We start from the raw sequence: 25547 nt of genomic DNA, 5'->3' as shown, positions 1-25547 counted from the left end.
AGCCGGCGGTGCCGATGCGTCAGCGTTGAAGCTGTCGGTACTGATGCGCCAGCGTTGAAGCTCAGGCCTTCCCCGGCCCGGGCGCCTCGGGCAGCTCGATCTTCTGCCCCACCGGCGAACCCGCCAGGCTCTGCGCCGGGCGCCGCAGCGTCGCGTCGAACGGGTTGATCTTCGGCCCGATGGCCGCGGCCTCGCGCTTGAGCAGTTCCACCACCGTCGGCATGCGGTCGGCGTTGAGCCGGTCGGCGATGGTGCCCACGCTCAGCGCCGCCACCGCGCGCCCTTCACGGTCGAGGATGGGCACCGCCACGCCCGCCATGCCTTCCAGCAGCCCGGTGTTGCGCCCCGCGTAGCCCTGCTGGCGCACGCGCTCGATCTCGGTGCGCAGGTACACCTCGTCGTACACGCCGTACTCGCGCACGCGCGACAGGTTGAAGCGAATCACCTCTTCGCGCTCCGCCTCCGGCAGGAACGCCAGGATGGCCAGCGCCCCTTGCCCCACGCCCAGCGCGATGCGCCCGCCGATGTCGCCGGTGAACGAACGGATGGGAAACGGCCCTTCGCTGCGGTCCAGGCAGATGGCGTCAAAGCCGCTGCGCGCCAGCAGGAAGATGCTGTCCCCCAGGCTCGCGCACAACCGCAGCAGCACCGGCCGGCAAATGGAGCGCAGGTCGCCGGGGTTGCCCGCGCTGGCCGCGAGCGCGAAGAAGTCGATGCCCAGGCGGTAGAGCTTGGTGCGCTCGTCCTGCTCGACCATGCCCTCGGCCATGAGCGACTGCAGCAAACGGTGCGTGGTGGCCTGCGTGAGGCCCACGGAACGTGCGATCTGCGTCACGCGCCCGCCCTCGGCCTGCACCGCGCCCAGCGCGCGGATCACCGAAAACACGCGCGGCACGCCGCCGCTGGACGGGGCGGTGGCCGGCGCGGCGCTTGAAGTGCTTTCCATACCTTGCTCCTGCGGAATTGTCTTGATTGCTTCAGGCCATCATATTCCATTGAATGGAATAAATTGAAGAAAGATTCTGATTAATGGAATACCCGAGGCGATCTGGCGCAATCGTTGCAATAGAGTGAATTGAACGCAGCAAGCTGTCCATGGCCCGCACCAAGTTGAATCGTGGTGCCGGGAGCCATCTTTTCGCTCCCGCAGAAAGGCACTCTCCCATGTCATTCCTCCGGCTCACCGACGTGACCAAGTTCTATGGCGCCACCCGCGCGGTGTCGGCCATGAGCCTCACGGTGGAGAAGGGCGAGTTCGTCTCGCTGCTGGGCCCCTCGGGCTGCGGCAAGACCACCACGCTGCAGATGATTGCGGGCTTCGAGGCCGTGAGCAGCGGACGCATCGAGCTCGCGGGCAAGGACATCACGCACGCCAAGGCCAACACGCGCGGGCTGGGCATCGTGTTCCAGACCTATGCGCTGTTCCCGCACATGACGGTGGCCGACAACGTGAGCTTCGGCCTGGAGATGCGCAAGATGCCCAGGGCCGAGCGCGGCGAGCGCGTGAAGCAGGCGCTGGCGCTGGTGCACCTGGAAGCACACGCCACGCGCTACCCGCGCGAGCTCTCGGGCGGCCAGCGGCAGCGCGTGGCGCTGGCCCGCGCGCTGGTCATCGAGCCGCCGGTGCTGCTGCTCGACGAGCCGCTCTCCAACCTCGACGCCAAGCTGCGCGAGGAAATGCAGTTCGAGCTGCGCCAGATCCAGCGCAAGGTCGGCACCACCACGGTGATGGTCACGCACGACCAGAGCGAGGCCATGTCCATCAGCGACCGCGTGGTGGTGATGGAAGGCGGCTGCGCCACGCAGATCGACCATCCGCAGCGCGTGTACGAGCACCCGAGCACGCGCTTCATCTCCACCTTCGTGGGCAAGGCCAACCTGCTGGACTGCCGCGTCTCCGACAGCGGCGCCACGCGCACCTGCGTGGAAGTGGGCACGCTCTCGCTCGACGTCGACGACACCGGCTTCAGCGTCGATGCCGCGGCGCTGCTGAGCGTGCGGCCCGAAAAGCTGCAACTCGTGCCGCCGGGGCGCGGCCGGCTCGACGGCGAAGTGCAGGAGCGCTTCTTCCTCGGCAGCCAGTGGCTCTACCGCGTGGCCACGTCCGTGGGCGACCTCACGGTGCTCAGCCCCAACGACGGGCGCGAGGCGCTGCAAGAAGGCGCGCGCACCGGCCTCGACTGGCCGGCGCACTGCATGCGGCTGCTGCCTGCGGAGGAGATCGCTCAATGAGCGCCCTCTCCATTTCTTGCTCCCTCTCCCCTTGGGGAGAGGGTGGGGGTGAGGGCAGCAGCCTTCGCACACGCGCCGCCTGTGCCATCGCCGTCGACCCTCACCCCAGCCCTCTCCCCAAGGGGAGAGGGAGCAACAGCCGAGCCGCGGGCGGTGCCCGATGAGCGGCACATCCCGCAAGGCCGCCCCCTGGTGGCTCTCCGCCCCCGCGCTGCTGCTGTTCACCGCGCTGCTCGTGGTGCCGCTCGCGCTCACGGCCGTGCTGTCGTTCAACGTGTACGACCCGGCCACCGGACCGAAGTCCGGCGAGTTCACGCTCGCGCACTACGCGCTGGTGTTCTCCGACTCGTACTACCTGGGCATCTTCTGGCGCACCTTCTGGGTGTCGGGCCTGGTCACGCTGATCTGCGTGGTCGTCGGCGCGCCCGAGGCCTATGTGCTCAGCCGCATGCGCAACCCGTGGCGCTCCATTCTCTTGCTGGTGGTGCTGGCGCCGCTGCTGGTGTCGGTGGTGGTGCGCGCCTTCGGCTGGAGCATGCTGCTCGGGCCCGAGGGCGCAGTCAACGGCCTGCTGGGGTTGCTGGGCATCGGTCCGGTGAAGATCCTGTACACCAGCACCGCCGTGGTCATTGCGCTGGTGCACGTGATGCTGCCGTTCATGGTGATCCCGGTGTGGACCTCGCTGCAGAAGCTGGACCCCGGCGTGGAGAACGCGGCCCTGTCGCTCAACGCCACGCCCTTCACCACGCTGCGGCGCATCGTGCTGCCGCAGGTGATGCCGGGCATTCTTTCGGGCAGCCTGATCGTGTTCGGCCTGGCCGCGAGTTCGTTCGCCATTCCGGGGCTGCTGGGCGGGCGGCGCCTGAAGATGGTCGCGACCATCGTCTACGACGAATACCTCAGCGAGCTGAACTGGCCGCTGGGCGCCGCCGTGGCACTCGTGCTGCTGGTGGCCAACCTGGTCGTCATGCTCAGCTACAACCGCCTGGTAGAAGGCCGCTACAAAAAGGCCCTCGGGTGATCGCATGAACAAGAACGGCCCCATCGCCCTCGCGTTCAACGCGCTCGTCATCACCTTCATGCTGGCCCCGCTGGTGGTGGTGTGCGTCGTGGCGTTCACGCCCGAGAACACGCTGACCATTCCGACCACGCACTTCTCGCTGCGCTGGTTCCGCGCGGTGTTCGCGCACCCCGACTTCATGCAGTCGTTCTGGAACAGCCTGTGGCTCGCGCTCAGCTCGGCCACCATCGCCACGCTGCTGGCGGTGCCGGCCGGCATGGCGATCACGCGCTATGCGTTTCCGGGGCGCGACTTTCTCAACGGCCTGTTCCTGTCGCCGCTGATCGTGCCGCACCTGGTGCTGGGCGTGGCGCTGCTGCGGCTGTTCTCGCTGGTGGGCGGCACGGGCAGCTTCGCCTGGCTGGTGATGGCGCATGCGCTCATCGTCACGCCCTACACGCTGCGCCTGGTGGTGGCGGCGCTGGTGGGCTTCGACCGCAGCGCCGAGCAGGCCGCGCTGTCCCTGGGCGCCAGCCAGGCCACGGTGTTCCGCCGCATCACGCTGCCGATGATTCTGCCGGGCGTCACCGGCGGCTGGATGCTGTCGTTCATCAACAGCTTCGACGAAGTGACGATGTCGATCTTCGTCACCTCGCCCAGCACGGTGACGCTGCCGGTGCGCATGTACATGTACGCCACCGAGTCGATCGACCCGCTGATGGCGGCGGTGTCGGCGCTGATGGTGGCGGTCACGGCCTTCGCGATGGTGCTGCTGGACCGCATCTACGGGCTGGACCGCGTGCTGGTGGGGCGCAGCAAATGACGACGACCTCTCATGCCTTGCTGCACCGCGTGGCCGAGACCGCCGGCCGCGAGGCCGTGGCCTTCACGCTCGACGGCGCGCCCGCCACGGCCCTTGCCGGCGACACCGTGCTGACCGCCGTGCTCACGCAAGGTGCCCAGCTGCGGCGCAACGAATTCAGCGGCCTGCCGCGCGCGGGCTTCTGCATGATGGGCGCCTGCCAGGACTGCTGGATCGCGACCGGCGAAGGCGAGCGGCTGCGCGCGTGCTCGACCTTCATCGCGCCTGGCATGACGCTGGTCACGGGAAAGAACGGCGCATGACGGCCCCAGGCGACATCCGTCCCGTGATCGTCGGCGCCGGCCCGGCCGGCGTGCGCGCGGCGCAGACGCTGGTGGCCTACGGCCTGCGGCCCGTGGTGGTCGACGAAGCCTCGCGCGCCGGCGGGCAGATCTACCGCCGCCCGCCCGCCGGGCTGGTGCAGCGCAGCGCGCAAGCGCTCTACGGCCTGGAGTCGAAGCGGGCCGAGGGCGTGCACGCATCCTTCGACGCGCTGCAGGGCCGCATCGAGCACCGGCGCGACAGCCTGGTGTGGAACGCGCAGGACGGCTTGCTCGACGTGATGCACGGCCCCACGCACACCAACCACCGCGTGCCGTACAGCCACCTGATCGTGGCCACGGGCGCCACCGACCGCGTGCTGCCCGTGCCGGGCTGGACGCTGCCCGGCGTATACACGCTGGGCGGCGCGCAGGTGGCGCTCAAGTTCCAGGGCTGCGCCATCGGGCAGCGCGTGGTGTTCATGGGCACCGGGCCGTTGCTGTACCTCGTGGCCTACCAGTATGCGAAGGCCGGCGTGAAGGTGGCCGCGGTGCTGGACACCGCGCGCCTGGCCGACCAGCTGGCCGCCACCCCCGCCATGCTCACGCAACCCGCAGTGTTCGCCAAGGGCGTGTACTACGTCGGCTGGCTGCGCGCCCACGGCGTGGCGTTGCACAGCGGCGTGCGTCCGCTGCGCGTGCTGGGCGACGACGCGCAAGGCCGCGTGACCGGCGTGGCCTGGCAGGACGGCCACGAGGAACGCACGCTGGCCTGCGACGCGGTGGGCTTCGGCTACGCGCTGCGCTCCGAGACGCAGCTGCCCGACCTGCTGGGCTGCCGCTTCGACTACGCGCCCATGCACCGCGCGCACCTGCCGGTGTGCGACACGGCGGGCCGCTCCAGCGTGCAGGGCGTGTACCTCGCGGGCGACGGTGCCGGCATCATGGGTGCGGACGCGGCCGAATGGGCCGGCGAGCGCGTGGCGCTGGCGCTGCTGGCGGACCACGGCATGGCCGTCGACACGGCGCGCGCATCGGCGCTCGAACGCAAGCTCGGCAAGCTCATGGGCTTTCGCCGGGGCCTGGAGCGCGCCTTTCCCTTGCCGCAGGACTGGGCCGCGCACGCGAGCGACGACCTGGTGGTCTGCCGCTGCGAGAACATCACGGCCGGCACCTTGCGGCAGACGGCAGCGATCGACGGTGCCGACGAAATGAACCGGCTCAAGGCCCTGTCGCGCGTCGGCATGGGCCGCTGCCAGGGCCGCATGTGCGGCGTGGCCGCGGCAGAGATCCTGGCGCACGCGACGCAGCAACCGCTGCAGCAGGTCGGCCGGCTGCGCGGGCAGGCGCCGATCAAGCCGATTCCGCTGCGGCTGGTGCCCGCCGAAACGATCGCCAAAGAGGCCGGCAAGGCGGCCGACGAAGGAACCGGCGAATGAGCGGCATCACCCCCCTGAAGACCGACGTCGCCATCGTCGGCGGCGGCATCGTCGGTGCGTCGGCCGCGCTCGCCTTGCGCCGCATGGGCCTGGGCGTGGTGCTGCTGGAGCGTGACCTGTGCGGCTCGCGTTCGAGCGGCGTGAACTTCGGCGGCGTGCGCCGCCAGGGCCGCCCGCTGAGCCAGCTGCCGCTGACGCAGCGCGCGCACCGCATCTGGGGCCAGTTGCCCGCGCTGCTGGGCACCGACGGCGAATACGTCCGCTCGGGCCATTTCAAGATCGCGCGCAGCGAGACCGACATGGCCTCGCTGGAGCGCTACCGCGCCATGAGCAGCGATTTCGACCTGGGCCTGGAACTGGTCTCCGCCGCTCGCCTGCGCACGCAATGCCCCTGGCTCGGCACGCGCGCCGTGGGCGGCTCGCTGTGCCCGCAAGACGGGCAGGCCAACCCGCGCCTGGTGTCGCCGGCTTTCGCGCTGGCGGCGCGGCGCGCGGGCGCGCAGGTGCTGGAGCGCCACAAGGTGGACGAGGTGGCGCATGACGGCGCGCTGTTCATGGTGCGCGCGACGCATGCCGAAGGCACGCTCGAAGTGCAGGCCCCGGTGCTGCTGAACTGCGCCGGTGCGTGGGCCGGCGCCATTGCCGCCCAGTTCGGCGAGACACCGCCGATGCGCGCGCGCAGCCCCGTGATGGCGGTGACCGAGCCGGTGCCGCACTTCATGACATGGAGCCTGGGCGTGGAAGGCGGCGGCATCTACTGCCGGCAGGTCGCGCGCGGCAACCTCGTGATGGGCGGCGGCACCGGCATCACGCTCGGCGCCGACCGCGCGCGCGCCGACCACGACGCCATCGCCATGCTCGCGATGCAGGCCGTCGAGCTGCTGCCCGGGTTGCGCCATGCGCATTTCATCCGCACCTGGGGCGGTACCGAGGGCTACCTGCCCGACCGCGAACCGGTGCTCGGCCCGAGCCGCACCACGCCCGGCCTGTTCCACGGCTTCGGCTTCGCGGGCGCGGGTTTCCAGATCGGCCCGGCCGCGGGCGAGGTGCTGGCCGAACTGGCGCGCGACGGACGCACCGACACACCCATTGACGCCTTCGCCATCGGGCGCTTCGACGAACAACCCGTTTCCGCCTCCGTTTCCCACGCCTGAACCCCTCACCCTGAACTTGATTGGAGAGCATCGCCATGTCCCGCACCGCCAAGTCCCCTTCCCTTCTCTGCGCCGTCGCCTTCGCGGCGCTGCTCGCCGCCGCCGGCACCGCCAGCGCGCAGACCAAGACGATCTACATCGGCATGAACGGCGGCACCATGGAGAAGGCGTACACGCAGTACGTGTTCCCCGCCTTCGAGAAGGCCTACGGCGCCCGCGTGGTGGTGGTGCCCGGCACCTCCTCGGACATCCTGGCCAAGGCGCAGGCCAACAAGGACCGGCCGCAGATGCACGTGATGTTTCTGGACGACGGCATCATGGTGCGCGCCATCGGCATGGGCCTGTGCCAGAAGCAGAAGCCCAGCCCCTCGCTCAGCGAGATCTATCCGGCCGCGCGCTTCAAGGACGACATGGCCAGCGGCGTGAGCCTGGGCATGACGGGCCTGGCCTACAACGCGAAGATGTTCAAGGAAAAGGGCTGGGCGCCGCCCACCTCGTGGATGGACCTGGCCGACCCCAAGTTCAAGGGCAAGGTGGTGTTCCAGTCGATGTCGTCCTCATCCTTCGGGCTGCACGGCTTTTTGATGTTCAACCGCATCCAGGGCGGCAACGACAAGAACGTGGAGCCGGGCTTCAAGGCCTGGCCCACCACGGTCGGGCCGAACGTGCTGGAGTACATCCCGAGTTCGGCCAAGCTGTCGGAGATGGTGCAGACCGGTGAAGCGGCCATCTTCCCGCTGACCCCGACGGCCGTGGCCGCACTCAAGACCAAGGGCATTCCGGTGGAGTACGCGCCGCCCAAGGAAGGCGCGGTGGTGCTCATGGTGGGCCAGTGCGTGATCGCCAACAACAGCGAGCCCGAGCTGTCGCAAAAGCTCGCCGAGTTCTTGCTGAGCCCGGTGGCGCAGGCCAACGTGCTGCAGTACGGCGCGCAGATTCCGACCAACCCCAAGACCCCGGCCGAGGGCGAAGGCGCGGCGCAGGTGGCGGACATCAACAAGTGGATGAAGACGGCCGTCACCATCGACTGGGAAAGCATCAACGCGAACCGGCCCGCGTGGAACGCACGCTGGAACAAGACCATCGAGCGCTGAACATGCGTTGTTGAACGCGCGCCGATGCCGTGCGAATCCGTGGCGTCGTTCAGCGGCTGCAGGAACAGCGCGCCTGCGCATCTTTCGCCGCGAGGGAGGCGAAGGAAATCCACAAACTTCGCAGGCCGAAGGCGGCGCCCGGGGCAACGCCCTGTGCGTGTCGTCTCAGGACTTCGGCGGTGCGGTCCTGGCCAGCAGCACCGGCAGGCACAGCACGTACACGGCCGCGCCCGCGAGCCACACGATGCCCGGGAAGGTCGTGCGGTACGCGAAATACAGCGTGCCGATGAGCAGGGGCCCGATCACCGCGGCCAGGCTGGTGATGCTCGCGAGCACGCCCTGCAGGCGGCCCTGGTGCGCCTCGCCCACGCGCACCGACAGCGACGAGCGCAGCGCCGGCGCGCAGATGCCGCCCATGCACAGCAGCGGCAGCAGCGCGAGCGCCATCCAGCCGCGCGTGGCGAAGGCGATCAGCGCGTAGGCCGTGAAGTCGGCCGCGGTGCCCACGGCGATGGTCGTGCGCTCGCCCCAGCGCTCGGCGAGCGGCCCCGCCACGAAGGCCTGCACCACGGCATGGAACAGGCCGAAAGCCGCGAGCGAGAAGCCGACCATGGTGCCGTTCCAGGCGAACTTGTCCTCGCCGTAGATCACCCAGGTGGTGCCGGCGACCTCGCCCACCAGCACGAGCACCAGGAACACGCCGAGCATCGGCAGCAGCGCGGGAAAGCCCGCGGCCCAACGCAGCGGCGCGAGCGGATGCAGCACGCCGCGGTCGAAGGGCTGCCGCGCGAGCGCCGGCGGGCGCGACTCGCGCAGCAGCAGCAGACCCGCCAGAAAGGTCAGGCCGTTGAGCACGGCGGCCGCGACGAACGGGAGCCGCACGCCGTGGTCGCCGAGCACGCCGCCGATCGCCGGCCCGGCGATGAAGCCCAGCCCGAAGCACGCGCCCATGCGGCCGAACCAGCGCGCGCGCTGGTGCTCGGGCGTGAGGTCGGCGATGGCCGCCGAGGCCACCGCCATGCTCGCGCCCGTCATGCCCGCGATGGCGCGGCCCACGAACAGCATCCACAGCGAAGGCGCGAAGGCCATGAACAGCGCGTCGACCGCGGCGCCCAGCACCGATACCAGCAGCACCGGCCGGCGGCCGAAGCGGTCGCTCAGCGCGCCGAGCACGGGCGCGCAGAGGAACTGCATCAGCGCGTAGAGCGAGAGAAAGGCGCCGAAGCGCCAGCCGAGGTCGCCGGTGTGGCCAACCTCGCGCAGCAGGCTCGGCACGATGGGCATGACCAGGCTGATGCCGATGGCGTCGAGCGTGACAATGGCGAGGATCACGGCGCGCGCGTGGTGAGCGCTCGCCGGAGCGTGTGAGGAACGGATGGAATTTATCATCGATAAGGAATTATCAGCGATAAATTCCTGGCCGTGAAGTCCCCGCGCGCAACGACATTCACATCTACATCGACACACATCGGCATGAAACTGGACCGCGAAGCGATCCTCGAGGCGGCGCTCGCGCTGCTCGACGAGGTTGGCATGGACAAGCTCAGCACCCGGCTCCTGGCCGAGCGGCTCGGCGTGCAGCAGCCCGCGCTGTATTGGCATTTCAAGAACAAGCGCGCGTTGCTCGACGCGATGAACGGCCAGATTCTGCACAGCGCGCACGAGCGCAAGCTGCCGCTGCCTGGGGAGACCTGGGACGCGTTCCTGCGCGAGAACGCGCACAGCTTCCGGCGCGCGCTGCTGGCGCGGCGCGACGGCGCGCGCCTGCATGCAGGCTCCGAGCCCGATCCGGGTGACCTCGACATGGTCGAGGCCCAGCTCGCGGCCGTGGTCGACCTGGGCGTGCCGGTGGCGCAGGCGATGACGCTGCTGATCGCGCTGGGCCGCTACACCGTGGGCTGCGTGCTCGAGCAGCAGGCCATGCCGCCCGACGCGGCGACGCAGCAGCAGGCGCTCGATGCCGCCGCGGCCTCGCGTCCGCTGCTGGCCGAGGCCTTCGCCACCTACCGCCGGGCCGGCCCCGACGCGCTGTTCGAGATCGGCGTGGACCTGATGCTCGAAGGCGCGAAGGCCCGCCTGGCGGGCGGCCCGCCTGCGGACGCCGCGAACATCGCCACCTCCGCCGCCGCCCCCGGCCCTGCCGCCAGGCGCGTCGGCCGCGCGCCGCGCCGCTGACGCCGGCTCAGCGCCCGGCGTCTTCCAGGATCCAGCCCGCCGCCTTCTCGGCCATCATCAAGGTCGGGCTGTTGGTGTTGCCGCTGGTGATGGTGGGCATCGCACCCGCATCGACCACGCGCAGGCCCTGCACGCCGCGCACGCGCAGGCGCGCGTCGAGCACGGCCATCGGGTCGCCGTCGGCGCCCATCTTCGTGGTGCCCACGGGGTGGAAGATGGTGGTGGCGATGTCGCCGGCCAGCCGCGCCAGGTCTTCGTCGGTCTGGTACTGCACGCCGGGCTTCCACTCCTGCGGCTTGTACTTGGCGAGCGCGGGCTGCCCGGCGATGCGGCGCGTCACGCGCAGCGACTCGGCCGCAACCTGGCGGTCTTCATCGGTGCTCAGGTAGTTGGGCGCAATGGCGGGTGCGTCCTCGAAGCGCTTGCTCTTGATGCGCACCGAGCCGCGGCTCGTGGGGTTCAGGTTGCACACGCTCGCGGTGAAGGCCGGAAAGCTGTGCAGCGGATCGCCGAAGGCGTCGAGCGACAGCGGCTGCACGTGGTACTGCAGGTTGGGCCATTCGCGCTCGGGCGCGCTGCGCGTGAAGGCGCCGAGCTGCGAGGGCGCCATGCTCATCGGGCCGCTGCGTTTGAACAGGTATTCGAGCCCGATCTTCGCCTTGCCGACCATCGATGAGGCCATCACGTTGAGCGTGGGCGCGCCTTCGATCTTGTACACGGCGCGAATCTGCAGGTGGTCCTGCAGGTTGGCGCCGACGCCGGGCGCGTCGAGCACCACGTCGATGCCGTGCTGGCGCAGCAGGTCGGCCGGGCCGATGCCCGAGAGCTGCAGGATCTGCGGCGAGCCGATGGCGCCCGCGCTCAGCACCACCTCGCGCTCGGCGTACGCGGTTGCCATCTCGGTGCCGTTCCACACCTCGGCGCCAGTGCAGCGGCGCGTGCCGTCGGGCTGCGTCTCGAACAGCAGGCGCGAGACCTGCGCGCCGGTCCACAGCTCGAAGTTGGGCCGGCCGTAGCAGGTGGGGCGCAAGAAGGCCTTGGCGGTGTTCCAGCGCCAGCCATTCTTCTGGTTGACCTGGAAGTAGCCCACGCCTTCGTTGCTGCCGCGGTTGAAGTCGGTGGAGTGCGGCACGCCGGCCTGCTCGGCGGCGGCCGCGAAGGCGTCCAGGATGTCCCAGCGCAGGCGCTGCTTTTCCACGCGCCATTCGCCGCCCGCGCCGTGCATTTCGTCGGCGCCCAGGTAGTGGTCTTCGTGCTTCTTGAAGGCCGGCAGCACGTTCTGCCAGCGCCAGCCGTCGTCGCCGGTCAGGTCGGCCCAGTGCTCGTAGTCGCGCGACTGGCCGCGCATGTAGATCATGCCGTTGATGCTGGAGCTGCCGCCCAGCGTCTTGCCGCGCGGGTAGCGCAGCACGCGGCCGTTGAGGCCGGCGTCGGGCTCGGTGCTGTAGAGCCAGTCGGTGCGCGGGTTGCCGATGCAGTACAGGTAGCCCACCGGGATGTGGATCCAGTGGTAGTCGTCCTTGCGGCCGGCCTCGATGAGCAGCACGCGCTTGCGCTTGTCGGCGCTCAGCCGGTTGGCCATGAGCGAGCCCGCGGTGCCGGCCCCGATGATGATGTAGTCGAAGGTGGTGTCGCTCAACGTTGTCTCCAATTCGCTCGTTCTTATTTCGGGGCGCGACGTCTGCGAGCACCGCTGCCTTGCCAGGGCTCCCGCGGAACCGGCTTTGCCGGGCCGCCGGGAGCGCGCCCCTTGGGGGGCTGCGAGCGACACGCAGTGCGCGAGAGTCGGGGTAAGCTTACTTCGCCGTCGGCATCACGAACTCCGCGCCCTTGCCGATGCTTTCCGGCCAGCGCTGCATGACCGACTTCTGCTTGGTGTAGAAGCGCACGCCCTCTTCGCCGTAGGCGTGCATGTCGCCGAACAACGATCGCTTCCAGCCGCCGAAGCCGTGCCAGGCCATGGGCACGGGAATCGGCACGTTGATGCCGACCATGCCCACCTGGATGCGGCGGCTGAACTCGCGCGCCACGTTGCCGTCGCGGGTGAAGCAGCTCACGCCGTTGCCGAATTCATGCGCGTTGACCAGGTCGACCGCGTCCTTGAAGTTGGCCACGCGCACGCAGCTGAGCACCGGGCCGAAGATCTCTTCCTTGTAGATGCGCATCTCGGGCGTGACGTGGTCGAACAGCGTGCCGCCCATCCAGAAACCGTCGCCGCAGCCTTCGCCGGCCTGGCTGGCGTCGAAGCCGCGGCCGTCGACCAGCAGCGTCGCGCCTTCCTTCTCGCCCAGGTCGATGTAGCCGGTGATGCGCTCGTGCGCGGCACGCGTGACGATCGGGCCCATTTCGGCGGCCAGGTTGGTGCCGTTGAGCACCTGCAGGGTCCTGGTGCGCTCGATGAGCTTGGGAATGATCTTGTCGGCCACGTCGCCCACCAGCACCGCCACGCTGATGGCCATGCAGCGTTCGCCGGCCGAGCCGTAGCCCGCGCCGATGAGGGCGTCCACCGTCTGGTCGATGTCCGCGTCGGGCAGCACCACCATGTGGTTCTTCGCGCCGCCCAGGGCCTGCACGCGCTTGCCGTGGTGCGCGCCGGTTTCGTAGATGTAGTTGGCGATGGGCGTGGAGCCCACGAAGCTGATGGCCTTGACGTCGGGGTGCTCGAGCAGCGCATCGACCGCGACCTTGTCGCCCTGCACCACGTTGAACACGCCGTCGGGCAGGCCGGCTTCCTTCAGCAGCTCGGCCATGCGCAGCGAGGCGCTCGGGTCGGTCGGGCTGGGCTTGAGCACGAAGGTGTTGCCCGCGGCAATGGCCACCGGGAACATCCACATCGGCACCATCACCGGGAAGTTGAAGGGCGTGATGCCCGCGACCACGCCCAGGGGCTGGCGCAGGGTCCAGTTGTCGATGCCGGTGCTCACCTGATCGGTGAAGTCGCCCTTGAGCAGCTGCGGAATGCCGCAGGCGAACTCGACGATGTCGATGCCGCGGCTGACTTCGCCCTGCGCGTCGGTGAAGACCTTGCCGTGTTCGGCGGTGATGAGGTGGGCCAGCTCGTCCTTGTGCTCGTTGAGCAGCTGCAGGAACTTGAACATGACGCGCGCGCGGCGAATGGGCGGGGTGTCGGCCCAGGCCGGAAAGGCGGCATGCGCGGCGGCCACGGCCACCGAGACCTGGGCCGCATCGGCCAGGCCGACCTTGCCGGTGACGACGCCGGTGGCGGGGTTGGTCACGTCCTGCGTGCGGCCGGAGGTGTTGGCGGCAGGCTTGCCGGCGATGAAATGGTCGAGGGAGGTGGTCATGAAAGGGCTTTGCTGTCGGGGAGGATGGCGGCAGTTTAGGCAGCGGCGTGCTGCGCGCCTAGCCACGGGGCTTGAACTTATTGTTCGCTCTGCTGAACAATGCAAGCATGAAACCCCAAAATATCGAGGCGCTCTGGACGCACCTGCACTGGCTCACGGTGCTGGCGCAGCAGGGCAGCTTCACGGCCGCGGCGTTGCGCCTGGGCGTGAGCAAGGCGGCCATGAGCCAGCGCATCGCGGAGCTGGAGCGCGCGGCCGGCGCGCCCCTGGTGCAGCGCACCACGCGCAGCGTGCGGCTCACCGAGGCCGGCCAGCGGCTGGTGGAGGACATGCGCGGGCCGTTCGAGCAGATCGCGCACAGCTTCGCCGGCGTGCGCGACCTGGCCGGCGTGCCGCGCGGGCTGGTGCGCGTCACTGCGCCGGTGGCCTTCGCGCGCCAGCAGCTGGTGCCGCGGCTGGCCGAGTTCCTGCGCGCGCAGCCGGAGGTGCGCATCGAGCTGGACCTGTCGGACCGGCTGAGTTCGCTGGCGATGGAGGGCTTCGACCTGGCCATCCGCCACACGGCCGCGCCGCCCGACACGCACGTGGCCTGGACGCTGTGCGAAACGCGTTCGCTGCTGGTGGCCAGCCGCGCCTACCTGCGCCGCCGCGGCACACCGCGCGAACCGCAGGCGCTGGCCGGCCACGACTGCCTGCACTACCCGCGCGCGCAGGACACGCCGACCTGGCATTTCGAGCCCCGCAAGCCGCCCAAGGGCAAGGCCGCGGCGCCGCGCATCACGGTGCCGGTTTCGGGGCCGCTGGTCGCGAACAACAGCGAGGCCTTGCGCGACGCGGCGCTGACGGGGCTGGGCATTGCGCTGGTGCCGGACTTCAGCGCACAGTCGGCGTTGCAGGCGGGCAAGCTGGTGGAGGTGTTGCCGCAGTGGCAATCGGTGGGCGCCTTCGGCGAGCGGCTCTATGCGATACGGCCCTACGCCACGCATGTGCCGCAGGCGGTGACGGCGTTCGTGGGGTGGTTGCGGGCGGCGTTGGCCGAAGGGTTTTCGGCGTGAATCGTCCCGTCGGAATTGCGCTCGATCCGGCGGCAAGCCTCGCCAATACTCGAACCTGAAGAAAACCTGAACAAACGGCGTGGTGCCCTACGCAAACGAAGGGTCTGTGACATACAGCACACGGATGCACGCGGTTACGATGCGCTTTCCCCCCGCTTTTTGTCTACTTTCCCTCTCATTCGCCCTATGTCCCCAGCCATATCGCCTGTCGACGCTTCAGCCGCCGACAGCGCGTGGCCCCGCGTCGCGCAGCAGGCGCAAGAGGGACGGCAGTGGACAGTGGCCAGCGGCCGCTGGACCGCGCTGGGGATGTCGTCCAAGCCGGCCTGGCTGGGCCTGTCCAAAAGCCTGGAAGCCGCCCCCACCGCCGACGACCGCGCCTGGGACCTGCGCCCGATCCAGCAGCTCGACCACATCGGCGCGCAACTGCTGTGGGACCACTGGCGCCACGAATGGCCCGCCACGCTCGAAATGGCGCCGCAGCACAAGGCCGTGCTCGACCAGGTGGCGCGGTACACCGTCGCCACCCCCGAAGAGCCCCCGCCCACGCTGAGAGACCGCATTCGCGCGTTCGCGCACAACGGGCCGCGCGCCATGGTCGTGGCGCGCGACTTCACCGGGCTCATCGGCCAGCTCGCGATCGACCTGGGGCGGCTGATTCGCGCGCCGCACCGCGGGCCGTGGCGCGACTTCTCGGGCCATCTCTACCAGTTCGGCGCCACGGCGCTGCACATCACGGCGCTGGTCGGGCTGCTGATCGGCGTGGTGCTGGCGTACCTCATTTCGCAGCAGCTGCGCCAGTACGGCGCCGAGAGCTTCGTGGTCAACATCCTGGGGCTGTCGCTGGTGCGCGAACTCGGGCCGGTGCTGGCGGCGGTGCTCATCGCGGGGCGCTCGGGCTCGGCCATCACGGCGCAGATCGGCGTGATGCGCGTCACCGAAGAACTCGACGCGATGCGCGTGATGGGCATTGCGCACGGCTTCCGGCTGGTGATGCCGCGGGTGCTGGCGCTGGCCATCGCGATGCCGCTGATCAGCCTGTGGACCTCGATGGCGGCGCTGGCCGGCGGCATGCTGGCGGCCGACGCGGCGCTCGACATTTCGCCGGCATACTTTCTCTCGGCGTTGCCGCGCGCGGTGCCCATCTCGAACCTGTGGCTGGCCATGGCCAAGTCGGCGGTGTTCGGCGTGCTGATTGCGTTGATCGGCTGCTACTTCGGCATGAAGGTCAAGCCCAACACCGAGAGCCTGGGGCGCGGCACCACGCAGTCGGTGGTGACCTCCATCACCGCGGTGATTCTGGTGGACGCGCTGTTCGCCGTGCTCTTCAGGGGCATCGGGTTCCGGGGATGACGCCATGAGCATGCCCGTGCGCCCCGACACCGACACCACCGTGGTGGACATCCGCAACCTGTGGACGGTGTTCAGCAACACCGACGGCGAGCAGGTGGTGCACCGCGACCTGCAGCTGCACATCGACCGCGGCGAGGTGCTCTCGCTGGTCGGCGGCTCGGGCACCGGCAAGACGGTGCTGCTGCGCCAGATCCTCGGGCTGGAAAAACCCACGCGCGGCACGGTGGAGGTGCTGGGGCAGGAGCCCGGCGAGCTCAGCGCCTCGGGCGCGGCCAACGTGGGCATGCTGTTCCAGCACGGCGCGCTGTTCTCGGCCTTCAGCGTGCTGGAGAACATCGCGTTTCCGCTGCGCGAGCTGAAGCTGCTGCCCGACGAGCTCATTCGACACGCGGCGCTGGTGAAGCTGCAGATGGTGGGCCTGGAGCCGCAGCACGCGAACAAGAGCCCGTCGGACCTGTCGGGCGGCATGATCAAGCGCGTGGCGCTGGCGCGGGCGCTCATCATGGACCCGCCGCTGCTGCTGCTGGACGAGCCCACGGCCGGCCTGGACCCCGAGGCGTCGGACAGCTTCTGCAACCTGCTGCGCGGCCTGCACCGCGAGCTGGGCCTGACGGTGGTGATGGTCACGCACGACCTGGACACGCTGTTCGACCTGAGCACCCGCATCGCGGTGCTGGCCGACCAGAAGGTGATCGTCACCGGCACGGCGCGCGACGTCATTGCGTACCCGCACCCCTTCATTCACGAATACTTTCTCGGCGGGCGCGGCCAGCGCGCCCTGGAAGCGCTGCATGACCAACCCGCCGAAGCATCCCCATCGCAACCCGCCGCGCAGGCGGGCCGCTGAAAGGTAGGTAGCCCCCATGGAAAACAAGGCCCATGCCCTCGCCGCCGGCGCCTTCGTGCTCGGCCTCATCGCCGCGCTCGTCGCGCTGGTGATCTGGTTCACGCGCGACAACACCGTGCGCAACGTCTACGAACTGTCCACGCGCGAGGCCGTCAGCGGCCTGCAGCCGCAGGCCATGGTGCGCTACCGCGGCATCGCGGTGGGCAAGGTGACGTCGATCGACTTCGACCCCAAGGTCAAGGGCAACGTGCGCGTGCGCATCACGGTCGACGAGCGCGTGCCGCTCACCACCTCCAGCTATGCCACGCTGAGCTACCAGGGCGTGACCGGCCTGGCCTTCATTGCGCTGGACGACAAGGCCGGCTCGAACGTGGTGCTCAAGCCCAACGACGACGACCCGCCGCGCATTCCGCTCAAGCCGTCGATGCTGGCGCAGCTGCAGGACCGCGGCGAAGCCATCATCAACCAGGTGGAAGAGGTGACCCAGCGCGCCAACAAGCTGCTGAGCGACCCCAACCAGAAGCGCGCGGCCGATGCGCTGGAGAACATCGCCGCCGCCTCGGCCAGCGCCAACACGCTGCTCAAGACGCTGGACAACACGGTCAAGACCGGCCTGAACCCGGCGCTCACCAGGCTGCCCGACACCATGGCCTCGGTGAAGAAGGCGGCCAGCGACGTCTCTCGCGTGGCCACCAACTTCAACACCACCGTGGGCCGGTTGAACGCGCCCGACGGTCCGGTCGAACGCCTGAGCGACGGCACCAAGGCGCTGGCGCAGGCGGTCGATTCGTTCAACGCGGCCACGCTGCCGCGCGTGAACCGCGTGGCCGACGACACCTCGCACGCCGTGCGCCGGCTGGGCCGCGCGGCGGACAGCATCAACGACAACCCGCAATCGCTGCTGTTCGGCAACGGCGGCGCGGCCGCGGGCCCGGGCGAGCCGGGTTTCAGCGCGCCGGCCACGGCGCGGCCATGACACCGGGCGCACAGGAGCACCGACCATGAACACCCTCCGATCCCTGACCACCCCGCTGGCCGTGGGCCTCGTGCTGCTGTCCGCCGGCTGCGGTGCGCTGCCCGACAAGCCTTCGCGCGCCACGCTCTACGACTTCGGCCCCGGCATGACGGCCCCGGCCGCCGCGCCTGCGGTGGCCAGCCTGCCCACGCTGGCGCTGGCCGAGTTCGAGAGCAACTCCCGGCTCGACGGCACGCAGATCCTGTACCGCCTGGGCTACGCGGACGCCAACGAGCTGCGCCCCTACGGCCAGTCGCGCTGGAGCCAGCCGCCGGCACAACTGCTGCGCCAGCGCCTGCGCGACGCGCTGGCCGCGCGGCGCATGGTGCTCGGCCCGGAAGAAAGCGCGACCATCGCGCGGGGCAAGGGCGAGGTGCCCGACACGCTGCGCATCTCGCTGGACGAGTTCAGCCACTACTTCGATTCGGCCAGCGCCAGCGTGGGCCTGGTGCGCCTGCGCGCCACGCTGATCCGCGGCACCTCGGGCGGCGACCGCGTGCTGGGGCAGCGGACCTTCACCGTGCGCAGCCCCGCGCCCAGTGCCGACGCGCCCGGCGGCGTGAAGGCGCTGGTCGCGGCCAGCGACACGGCTTCGGCCGAGCTGGTGCAGTGGGTGGGCGAGCTGCAGCAGAAAACACCGCGCTGACAACAGAGTTGTGCGGGCTGTGCCGGGCCGCACGGGCCGGGCCTTCAGCCCAGGCCGGCCAGCAACTGTGGCAACAGGTCCTCGGCCGCGCCGCGCAGCACCACCGTGGCCGCCTCGTCCAGGTGCGGCAGCGGCTCCAGGTTGAGCGTGACCAGCCGCGCGCCGTGCGCCAGCGCGGTCTGCGGCAGCTCGGCGGCCGGGTAAACGATGGTCGTGCTGCCGACCACCATGAACAGATCGCACTCCTGTGCCGCCACCTGGGCGTCGAGCAGCACGCCCGCGTTCAGCATCTCGCCGAACATCACCACGTCGGGCCGCGCGTGGGAGCCGCAGCGCAGGCAGCGGTGAAAGGGCCACGGGCCGCTGCGGTTGCCGCAGTGGTCGCAGCGCCAGCGGCGCAGCGAGCCGTGCAGTTCGAGCACGTCCTGCCCGCCGGCCAGCGTGAGCAGGCCGTCGACGTTCTGCGTGACCAGCCGCGTGGCCGGGCGCAGCCGCTGCAATTGCGCCAGCGCGGCGTGGCCCGCGTTGGGCGGCGCCGACTCGATCAACGACAGGCGCTGCGCCCAGAATTTGGTGAAGCCGGACGGGTCGCGCGCCAGGTCTTCGGCGTGGGAAAACTGCAGGGCGCTCTGGCTCTGCCACAGGCCGTCGGCGTCGCGGTAAGTCGGAATGCCCGAGGCGCGCGACAGGCCGGCGCCGGAGAACACGACGATGCGCCGGGCGTTGGCCAGCAGTTCGGCGGCGGCGTGGACCAAAGAAGAAATATCGGGTGCGGCAGGCGTCATCGCTCGGGTCTGGGGGAATTCGCTGCGGGTGGCGCGACGGTCGCGCCCAGGCGTTGCGACACGGTGTCCGCGCAGGCCTTGAGCGCGCGGGCAATCTCGCCGTCCCACGCGGTGTTGAAGATGCCGGCCGGACCGATGGCGGTCACGGCCAGCACGATGGCGCCGGTGTGGTCGAACACCGGCGCGGCCATGGCGCTCACGCCCTGGATGACCTCGCCGTCGGAGCGGCTGATGCCGTGGTCGCGCACTTCTTGCAGCTGGCGCTCGAAGTCGCTCCACGATGGCAGCGGCTGCACCGCCGGCATGCCGGCCGGTGGCGGCGGCTCGGCGCCCTTGCGCTGCTTGTGGCGCTGGCGCTCGTCGTCGAGCAACTGGCGCACCACGGCTGCGTCGAGGTAGGTGGCGAACACGCGGCCCGATGCCGTGTGGGTCAACGAGAACACCGTGCCGTGGCGCATGTTCACATGCACCGGCGAAGGCGACTCGGCCGTGCGCACGATGGTCGCGCCGCGCGCGCCCCACACGGCCAGCGCCACGGTATGGCCGAGCTGCTGGGCGAGCTGGGCGATCAGCGGGGTGGCGATGTGCACCGGGTCGGCCTGCTGCAGGCTGATGAGCCCCAGTTGCAAGGCGAGCGGGCCGAGCAGATAGTGGCCGCTGGCGCGGTCCTGCTCGATCAGGCCCAGTCGCCCGAAGCTGACCATGTACGGATGCGCCTTGGCGGGCGTCATGTCGGCCTCGCGCGCCAGGTCTTTCAGCGCCATCGGCCGGCCGTGGTGCACCAGCGCGCGCAGCAGCTGTCCGCCGACTTCGATGCTCTGGATGCCGCGCTGGGCGCGGTCGGTGTCATTGGCTGCCATGGCCCGCCGATCGTTCGTTCATGAAGAAGGGATTAGACATTAACTGATCCGACGCTTACACTGCCAAAATTCGTTCACAGCAAATTCGTTCGCCTTAGACGAATTTCAAGATCCACCCCACCGACGGAGACAACACGATGAGCCAAGCCAAGAAGTTCGCCAGCCAGGCCGACATGGAAGAGAAGAAGATCACCTTCAGCCAGATCTCGGAACACGCCTGGGCCTACACCGCCGAGGGCGACCCGAACACCGGCATCGTCATCGGCGACGACTGCGTGCTGGTGGCCGATACGCAAGCCACCCCGGCCATGGCCGCCGACGTGGTGCGCCGCATCCGCGAAGTGACCGACAAGCCCATCAGGTACGTGGTGCTCACGCACTACCACGCGGTGCGCGTGCTGGGCGCGGCAGGCTACTTCGCGCAGGGCGCCGGCCACATCCTGGCCAGCCAGGACACGCGCGACCTGATCGTGGAGCGCGGCGAGGAAGACAAGGCCAGCGAAATCGGCCGCTTCCCGCGCCTGTTCCAGAACGTCGAAACCGTGCCCCCGGGCCTGACCTGGCCCACCATGACCTTCACCGGCAAGATGACCCTGTGGCTGGGCAAGCTCGAGGTGCAGCTCATTCAGCTGGGCCGCGGCCACACCAAGGGCGACACGGTCGTGTGGCTGCCGCAGGAGCGCACGCTGCTGTCGGGCGACCTGGTGGAGTTCGGCGCCACGCCGTACGCCGGCGACGCCTACTTCAAGGACTGGCCGCAGACGCTGGACAACATCGCCGCGCTGAAGCCCGCCGCGCTGGTGCCGGGCCGCGGCGCCGCGCTCACCACGCCCGAGGCCGTGGCCGAGGGCCTGACGGGCACGCGCAACTTCATCTCCGACGTGTACGCCAGCGTGCAGGAGGGCGTGAAGGCCGGGCGCGACCTGAACGCGGTCTACAAGGACACCTACGAGAAGCTCAAGCCCAAGTACAGCCAGTGGGTGATCTTCGACCACTGCATGCCCTTCGACGTGAGCCGCGCGTACGACGAGGCCTCGGGCCATGCGGACCCGCGCGTGTGGACGGCGCAGCGGGACATCGACATGTGGAAGGCCCTGGAGGGCTGACCCCGCATTGCTCCCTCCTCCCCTGGGGGAGGGCTGGGGTGGGGGCCGACGGCCTTGAACGCCGCGCTGCATCGACGGCCGCTTGCCCCCATCCCAGCCTTCCCCCGGAAGGGGAAGGAGCAAGACAAAAGACAAAGAAGACAAGACACGGAGACAACACGTGATCGACTACCAAAGCCTGCGCTTCGACTACAAGCGCCACCCCGACCAGGACGCCCCTGCTGCCACGCCCGCCTGCCACCCCGTCGTGATCGTCGGCGCCGGCCCCGTGGGGCTCACGCTGGCCATCGACCTTGCGCTGCGCCAGGTGCCGGTCGTGCTGCTGGACAACGACAACACGCTGTCCAGCGGCTCGCGCGCCATCTGCTTCGCCAAGCGCACGCTGGAGGTGTTCGACCGCCTGGGTTGCGGCGACCGCATGGTCGACAAGGGCGTGTCGTGGAACGTGGGCAAGGTGTTCTTCCACGACGAGCAGGTCTACCGCTTCGACCTGCTGCCCGAGCCCGGCCACGAGCGCCCGGCCTTCATCAACCTGCAGCAGTACTACGTCGAGGGCTACCTGGTGGAGCGCGCCGCGGCGCTGCCGCTGATCGACCTGCGCTGGAACCACAAGGTGACGGGCATCGAGCAGCGCGACGACGGCGCGGTGCTCACGGTGGAGACGCCCGACGGCAGCCACACGCTGCAGGCCGGCCACGTGGCCGCCTGCGACGGCTCGCGCTCCAACCTGCGCCAGCTGCTGGGGCTGGAGGCCAAGGGCCGCACCTTTCGCGACCGCTTCCTGATCGCGGACATCACCATGGACGCGCAGTTGCCTACAGAGCGCCGCTTCTGGTTCGACCCCTCTTTCCACCCCGGCCAGAGCGTGCTGCTGCACAAGCAGGCCGACGGCATGTGGCGCATCGACTTCCAGCTCGGCTGGGACGCCGACCCGGTGGAAGAGCGCAAGCCCGAAAACATCACGCCGCGCGTGCGCGCGCTGCTCGACAGCATCGGCTTCGCCGACGTGCAGTTCCAGATCGGCTGGGCCAGCGTCTACACCTTCGCCTGCCAGCGCATGGAGCGCTTTCGCCACGGCCGCGTGCTGTTCGCGGGCGACTCGGCGCACGGCGTGTCGCCCTTCGGCGCGCGCGGCGCGAACTCGGGCGTGCAGGACGCGGACAACCTCGCCTGGAAGCTCGCGGCGGTGGTGCAGGGCCAGGCGCCCGACGCCCTGCTCGACAGCTATGCCAGCGAGCGCGAATTCGCGGCCGACGAGAACATCCGCAACTCCACCCGCGCCACCGACTTCATCACGCCCAAGAGCGAGGTGAGCCGGCTGTTCCGCGACGCGGTGCTCGAATTGACGAAGCGCCATGCCTTCGCGCGCACGCTGGTCAACAGCGGGCGGCTGTCGGTGGCCACGGTGCTGCGCGACTCGCCGCTGAACACGGCCGATGCCGACAGCTTCGCGGGCGCGATGGTGCCGGGCGCCGCGGCGGCCGACGCGCCCGTGGTGCGCGTCGACGGCGGCACTGGCTGGCTGCTGCGCGAGTGCCATGTCGCACGCTTCACCGCGCTCGTCTTCGGCCAGGGCGAAGCCGCCGAGTGCAGCCTGCAGGCGCTGCAGGCCAGCGACGTTGCGGTGCACATCGTGCGCGTGGAAGGCGTGGGCACCGAGGCCGAACTCGCCTTGCAGCGCTACGACGCGCAACCCGGTACCGTGTACCTGCTGCGACCCGACCAGCACGTGTGCGCGCGCTGGCGTCGACCCACGGCGACGAACATCCGCGCGGCTGTAGCCCGCGCACTGGCCAAGGCATGAACACGATGCAACTGATCACCACGCCCCACCTCGACGCACCCGACGATTTCTACGAGGCGCTCATCGAGGCGCACCAGGGCCTTTCCACCGACGAGAGCCACGCCTTCAACGCGCGCCTCGTGCTGGTGCTGGCCAACCATGTCGGCTCGCTGGCCGTGCTGCGCGAGGCTTTCGACGCGGCGCGCGCCGGCTGAGCCCGTCCACGGATTCTTCGCATTCCAACCTCATCGCGATTTTCGAAAGAGAAAGCACATGACCCAAGCACCCTCCGCCTCCGAGCGGCGCTACCAGAGCGGCTTCGGCAACGAGTACGCCTCCGAGGCCGTGCCCGGCGCCCTGCCCCAGGGCCGCAACAACCCGCAGCGCGGGCCGCTCGACCTGTACACCGAGCTGATCTCGGGCACCGCCTTCACCGCGCCGCGCCACGAGAACCGCCGCACCTGGCTGTACCGCCGCCAGCCCTCGGTGGTGTCGGGCCGCTACCAGCCGTACGCGCAGGCGCACTGGACCACCGGCGCCGACCGCGAGATCGCGCTGCCGCCCGAGCCCCTGCGCTGGCACCCGCAGCCGCTGGACGGCGCGGGCGAGGTCGACTTCATCGACGGCATGCACACCATCGCCGCCAACGGCGACGCCGAGTCGCAGGTCGGCATCGGCTCGCTGATGTACATGGCAGGGCGCTCGATGGAGCGCCGCGCCTTCGTCAACGCCGACGGCGAGATGCTGGTGGTGCCGCAGCAGGGCCGCCTGGTCATTACCACCGAGCTCGGCGTGCTCGACGTGAAGCCCGGCGAAATCGCACTGCTGCCGCGCGGCATGGCTTTCAAGGTGGCCCTGCCGGATTCGGAGGCCGGCGCGGGGCCGTCGCGCGGCTACGTGTGCGAGAACTACGGCGCGCATTTCCGCCTGCCCGAGTTGGGCCCGATCGGCTCCAACGGCCTGGCCAACGCGCGCGACTTCCAGGCGCCGGTGGCGGCTTTCGAGCAGGAACAAGGCGCCTACGAGATCGTCAAGAAATTCGGCGGCCGCTTCTGGAAGGCACCTGCGAAGCAATCGCCCTTCAACGTGGTCGCCTGGCACGGCAACCTGTCTCCGGTGAAGTACGACACGGCGAATTTCATGGTGATCGGCTCGATCAGCTTCGACCACCCCGACCCGTCGATCTTCACCGTGCTGACCGCGCCCAGCGACACGCCCGGCACCGCCAACTGCGACTTCGTGATTTTTCCGCCGCGCTGGATGGTGATGGAAAACACCTTCCGCCCGCCGTGGTTCCACCGCAACCTGATGAGCGAGTTCATGGGCCTGGTGCTGGGCGAGTACGACGCCAAGCCGGGCGGCTTCAAGCCCGGCGGCGCGAGCCTGCACAACTGCATGGTGCCGCACGGGCCGGACGAGGAAGCCTTCGACAAGGCGACGAACGCCGACCTGAAGCCGCACAAGCTGGACAACACGCTGGCCTTCATGTTCGAGAGCCGCTACCGCTTCATTCCCACCCATTTCGCGCTGCAGAGCAGCGCACTCGACACCGACTACGCCGACTGCTGGGCCGGCCTGAAAGACCAATTCAAAGCATGAACAAGACAACCGCCTTCACCCTCACCCGCCGCGCCGCCGCCATGGCCCTGCTCGCGGCACCTTTGCTCACGCAAGCGGCCGACTTTCCGACCAAGCCCATCCGCTTCGTCGTGCCCTACTCGCCCGGCGGCACCACCGACCTGGTGGCGCGCACGGTGGGCCAGAAGGTGTCGGAGAAGCTGGGCCAGCCGGTGCTCATCGACAACCGCGGCGGCGCGGGCGGCAACATCGGCATGGACGCCGTGGCCAAGGCCGCGCCCGACGGCTACACCATCGGCTTCGGCGCCATCTCGACCAATGCGCTGAACCCGCACATCTACAAGTCGATGGCCTTCGACCCGCGCCGCGATTTCACCGCCATCAGCCTGCTGGGCACCTCGACCATCGTGCTCGAAGTGCCCGCGGCCTCTGCGATCAGGTCGGTGCCCGAGCTGATCGCCGCCGCGAAGAAGAACCCCGGCATGCCCTACGCCACCGCGGGCGCCGGCACCTCGATGAACCTGGCCGGCGTGATGTTCGCGCAGATGACCGGCACCGAGCTCGTGCACGTCGCTTACAAAGGCAGCGGCCCGGCCATCACCGACATGCTGGGCAACAACATCGGCGTGATGTTCGACAACCTGCCCGCGTCGCTGCCGCACATCCAGTCCGGCAAGCTGCGCGCGCTGGCCGTGGCGGGCCCCACGCGCTCGCCCTCGCTGCCAGACGTGCCGACGATGGCCGAGGCCGGGCTCAAGGGCTATGCGCTCGATCCGTGGTTCGGCGTGTACGGCCCGGCCAAGCTGCCGGCGCCGATCGTGAAGGCGTTGAACGAAGCTTTTGTCGAAGCCCTGGCCATGCCCGACGTGAAGGCCAAGCTGCAGCAGGCCGGCTTCTCGCCGCGCGGCTCCACCGCGCAGGAGCTGACCACGCTGACGGAGACCGAATACAAGCGCCTGGGCGATGTGGCCAAGAAGGCCGGCATGACCGCAGACTGA

At 69.7% G+C, this 25547-nt stretch carries 24 protein-coding genes; 18 read left to right on the top strand and 6 right to left on the bottom strand.

Annotated elements, in window-relative coordinates; all coding sequences use genetic code 11:
- Positions 1–61: 61 nt before the first annotated feature.
- Positions 62–946, bottom strand: coding sequence for an IclR family transcriptional regulator (locus tag ACSFA5_RS25170; protein WP_435446776.1), 885 nt, complete (start codon positions 944–946; stop codon positions 62–64).
- A gap of 218 nt (positions 947–1164) precedes the next feature.
- Here ACSFA5_RS25170 and ACSFA5_RS25165 point away from each other — a divergent pair, with 218 nt between their 5' ends.
- From ACSFA5_RS25165 to ACSFA5_RS25135, 7 genes are all read left to right on the top strand, one after another.
- On the top strand, positions 1165–2232 hold the full coding sequence (locus tag ACSFA5_RS25165) for an ABC transporter ATP-binding protein (RefSeq protein WP_435446775.1): 1068 nt from the start codon (positions 1165–1167) through the stop codon (positions 2230–2232).
- Positions 2233–2392: 160 nt separating this feature from the next.
- The gene (locus tag ACSFA5_RS25160; protein ID WP_435446774.1) at positions 2393–3253 is read left to right on the top strand and encodes an ABC transporter permease; all 861 of its coding nucleotides are present in this window, start codon (positions 2393–2395) and stop codon (positions 3251–3253) included.
- A gap of 4 nt (positions 3254–3257) precedes the next feature.
- Positions 3258–4055 carry an ABC transporter permease gene (locus ACSFA5_RS25155; protein ID WP_435446773.1) on the top strand — a complete coding sequence of 266 codons (798 nt, stop codon included), beginning with the start codon at positions 3258–3260 and terminating at the stop codon, positions 4053–4055.
- Positions 4052–4357: a (2Fe-2S)-binding protein gene (locus ACSFA5_RS25150; RefSeq protein WP_435446772.1), complete on the top strand. Its 306-nt coding sequence runs from the start codon at positions 4052–4054 to the stop codon at positions 4355–4357. Before ACSFA5_RS25155 ends, ACSFA5_RS25150 begins: the two co-directional genes overlap by 4 nt.
- On the top strand, positions 4354–5793 hold the full coding sequence (locus tag ACSFA5_RS25145) for an FAD/NAD(P)-dependent oxidoreductase (protein WP_435446771.1): 1440 nt from the start codon (positions 4354–4356) through the stop codon (positions 5791–5793). Before ACSFA5_RS25150 ends, ACSFA5_RS25145 begins: the two co-directional genes overlap by 4 nt.
- Positions 5790–6947 carry an NAD(P)/FAD-dependent oxidoreductase gene (locus ACSFA5_RS25140; RefSeq protein ID WP_435446770.1) on the top strand — a complete coding sequence of 386 codons (1158 nt, stop codon included), beginning with the start codon at positions 5790–5792 and terminating at the stop codon, positions 6945–6947. The genes ACSFA5_RS25145 and ACSFA5_RS25140 overlap by 4 nt, the downstream gene beginning before the upstream one ends.
- A gap of 35 nt (positions 6948–6982) precedes the next feature.
- Positions 6983–8041 carry an ABC transporter substrate-binding protein gene (locus tag ACSFA5_RS25135; RefSeq protein WP_435446769.1) on the top strand — a complete coding sequence of 353 codons (1059 nt, stop codon included), beginning with the start codon at positions 6983–6985 and terminating at the stop codon, positions 8039–8041.
- 165 nt (positions 8042–8206) lie between these two features.
- Here the strand turns inward: ACSFA5_RS25135 and tet are convergent, their stop codons facing one another.
- Entirely contained in the window at positions 8207–9430 is a 1224-nt protein-coding gene (gene tet / locus ACSFA5_RS25130) for a Tet(A)/Tet(B)/Tet(C) family tetracycline efflux MFS transporter (protein ID WP_435446768.1), read from the bottom strand.
- Between the two features lie 84 nt (positions 9431–9514).
- On the opposite strand from tet, the gene tetR reads away from it, so the two are divergent.
- A complete protein-coding gene (gene tetR, locus ACSFA5_RS25125) occupies positions 9515–10216 on the top strand; it encodes a tetracycline resistance transcriptional repressor TetR (RefSeq protein ID WP_435446767.1) in 702 nt (233 codons plus the stop codon).
- 7 nt (positions 10217–10223) lie between these two features.
- Here the strand turns inward: tetR and ACSFA5_RS25120 are convergent, their stop codons facing one another.
- Both ACSFA5_RS25120 and ACSFA5_RS25115 read right to left on the bottom strand, forming a co-directional pair.
- Positions 10224–11855 (bottom strand): GMC family oxidoreductase, encoded by a 1632-nt coding sequence (locus tag ACSFA5_RS25120; protein WP_435446766.1) that lies wholly within the window; start codon positions 11853–11855, stop codon positions 10224–10226.
- 157 nt (positions 11856–12012) lie between these two features.
- Entirely contained in the window at positions 12013–13521 is a 1509-nt protein-coding gene (locus tag ACSFA5_RS25115) for a CoA-acylating methylmalonate-semialdehyde dehydrogenase (protein ID WP_435446765.1), read from the bottom strand.
- 107 nt (positions 13522–13628) lie between these two features.
- Here ACSFA5_RS25115 and ACSFA5_RS25110 point away from each other — a divergent pair, with 107 nt between their 5' ends.
- The 5 genes from ACSFA5_RS25110 to ACSFA5_RS25090 all read left to right on the top strand — a co-directional run bounded on the left by ACSFA5_RS25110 (position 13629) and on the right by ACSFA5_RS25090 (position 18437).
- Positions 13629–14576 (top strand): LysR family transcriptional regulator, encoded by a 948-nt coding sequence (locus ACSFA5_RS25110; protein WP_435446764.1) that lies wholly within the window; start codon positions 13629–13631, stop codon positions 14574–14576.
- 186 nt (positions 14577–14762) lie between these two features.
- Positions 14763–15929: an MlaE family ABC transporter permease gene (locus ACSFA5_RS25105; RefSeq protein WP_435446763.1), complete on the top strand. Its 1167-nt coding sequence runs from the start codon at positions 14763–14765 to the stop codon at positions 15927–15929.
- Positions 15930–15933: 4 nt separating this feature from the next.
- On the top strand, positions 15934–16776 hold the full coding sequence (locus ACSFA5_RS25100) for an ABC transporter ATP-binding protein (protein ID WP_435446762.1): 843 nt from the start codon (positions 15934–15936) through the stop codon (positions 16774–16776).
- Between the two features lie 16 nt (positions 16777–16792).
- Entirely contained in the window at positions 16793–17752 is a 960-nt protein-coding gene (locus tag ACSFA5_RS25095; RefSeq protein WP_435446761.1) for an MlaD family protein, read from the top strand.
- Positions 17753–17777: 25 nt separating this feature from the next.
- Positions 17778–18437: an ABC-type transport auxiliary lipoprotein family protein gene (locus ACSFA5_RS25090; RefSeq protein ID WP_435446760.1), complete on the top strand. Its 660-nt coding sequence runs from the start codon at positions 17778–17780 to the stop codon at positions 18435–18437.
- Positions 18438–18481: 44 nt separating this feature from the next.
- On the opposite strand, the gene ACSFA5_RS25085 is transcribed toward ACSFA5_RS25090, so the two are convergent.
- Together ACSFA5_RS25085 and ACSFA5_RS25080 are read right to left on the bottom strand one after the other, a co-directional pair.
- Entirely contained in the window at positions 18482–19222 is a 741-nt protein-coding gene (locus ACSFA5_RS25085; protein WP_435446759.1) for an SIR2 family NAD-dependent protein deacylase, read from the bottom strand.
- A complete protein-coding gene (locus ACSFA5_RS25080) occupies positions 19219–20082 on the bottom strand; it encodes an IclR family transcriptional regulator (RefSeq protein ID WP_435446758.1) in 864 nt (287 codons plus the stop codon). The genes ACSFA5_RS25085 and ACSFA5_RS25080 overlap by 4 nt, the downstream gene beginning before the upstream one ends.
- Positions 20083–20219: 137 nt before the next feature.
- Between ACSFA5_RS25080 and ACSFA5_RS25075 the strand changes: the two genes are divergently transcribed.
- From ACSFA5_RS25075 to ACSFA5_RS25055, 5 genes are all read left to right on the top strand, one after another.
- Complete coding sequence (locus ACSFA5_RS25075) at positions 20220–21188, top strand: MBL fold metallo-hydrolase (RefSeq protein WP_435446757.1); 969 nt, start codon at positions 20220–20222, stop codon at positions 21186–21188.
- Between the two features lie 160 nt (positions 21189–21348).
- The gene (locus ACSFA5_RS25070) at positions 21349–22992 is read left to right on the top strand and encodes an FAD-dependent oxidoreductase (protein WP_435446756.1); all 1644 of its coding nucleotides are present in this window, start codon (positions 21349–21351) and stop codon (positions 22990–22992) included.
- Positions 22993–22997: 5 nt separating this feature from the next.
- Positions 22998–23186 carry a DUF2783 domain-containing protein gene (locus ACSFA5_RS25065; protein WP_435438825.1) on the top strand — a complete coding sequence of 63 codons (189 nt, stop codon included), beginning with the start codon at positions 22998–23000 and terminating at the stop codon, positions 23184–23186.
- Positions 23187–23244: 58 nt separating this feature from the next.
- A complete protein-coding gene (gene hmgA / locus ACSFA5_RS25060; RefSeq protein WP_435446755.1) occupies positions 23245–24570 on the top strand; it encodes a homogentisate 1,2-dioxygenase in 1326 nt (441 codons plus the stop codon).
- Positions 24567–25547, top strand: coding sequence for a Bug family tripartite tricarboxylate transporter substrate binding protein (locus ACSFA5_RS25055; protein WP_435446754.1), 981 nt, complete (start codon positions 24567–24569; stop codon positions 25545–25547). The genes hmgA and ACSFA5_RS25055 overlap by 4 nt, the downstream gene beginning before the upstream one ends.

The organism is Variovorax monticola, assembly GCF_051216855.1.
GTDB lineage: Bacteria > Pseudomonadota > Gammaproteobacteria > Burkholderiales > Burkholderiaceae_C > Variovorax.
This window is presented reverse-complemented; position numbering and strand designations above follow the sequence as displayed.